Annotated in this window: 1 protein-coding gene; it reads right to left on the bottom strand. The window is 52.7% G+C overall.

Annotation, left to right across the window (positions count from 1 at the left end; translation table 11 throughout):
* Positions 1 to 88: 88 nt before the first annotated feature.
* Positions 89 to 736, bottom strand: a 648-nt coding sequence (locus VQ03_RS31875; protein WP_208605506.1) for an FkbM family methyltransferase, incomplete at its 5' end; no start/stop codon positions are given.

Below are 736 nucleotides of genomic sequence, written 5' to 3'. Positions count from 1 at the left end.
GCTCATCCCGCCGGGGACGGCCAAACCCCAGTCCTGCAAGGGGGGCTTTTCCCGTGTCGCCCCCCAACCGCTACACCACACCGGATGACTACGAGACTGGGGCCATGATAAAGTTACAACCCCTCGGGCAGGTCGCTACATGCTTGTATCCATTCTGCTCGAGCCAGATTTTCGCGCCAAACATGTCTGCTCCAGCCAAAGTTGCCTCGTTCTGCTCAATCACGATGACCGGTCTATCGCGGAAGATAGTCTTTTGTCCGCCTTTAAGAACTTTCTCCTCGAAACCCTCAACGTCGACCTTGACGTACGAAATATCTTCAAGTCCGAACGAGTCCAAGGTTAAGCATGGAACAGTTGTGCCTGCCGCATTACGCGGGTCATGGGTGCCGCCGTACATCGTGATTGTTCCAGCAACATCTCCGAGCGCGCAATTGAAATGAGTTGCTCGGCGCAGATCAACATTGTAGTTGAATGCGTCACGCCGGCGGGGATCGAAGCCGTATACATGTTTAAAGCATGACTGAAGATAACGTGTGTATTCTCCGTCGCGGCATCCGATGTCGATAGCGTTCTTAAATGATTTGATGAAGGGCTTTGAGGCAAGGAAGATAACCTTGCAATGATGATTCGGGTGCGATTGCGCTCCCTTGGGCGCATAGAAGATATCGGTGCCAGCCCAGCTAGGATCGAAATGCCACTTGGAAAAGAAAGTTGGCGCAATGGGGAATTTGTGCTC

The organism is Methylobacterium tarhaniae, from assembly GCF_001043955.1.
Taxonomy (GTDB): Bacteria; Pseudomonadota; Alphaproteobacteria; order Rhizobiales; family Beijerinckiaceae; genus Methylobacterium; species Methylobacterium tarhaniae.
This window is presented reverse-complemented; position numbering and strand designations above follow the sequence as displayed.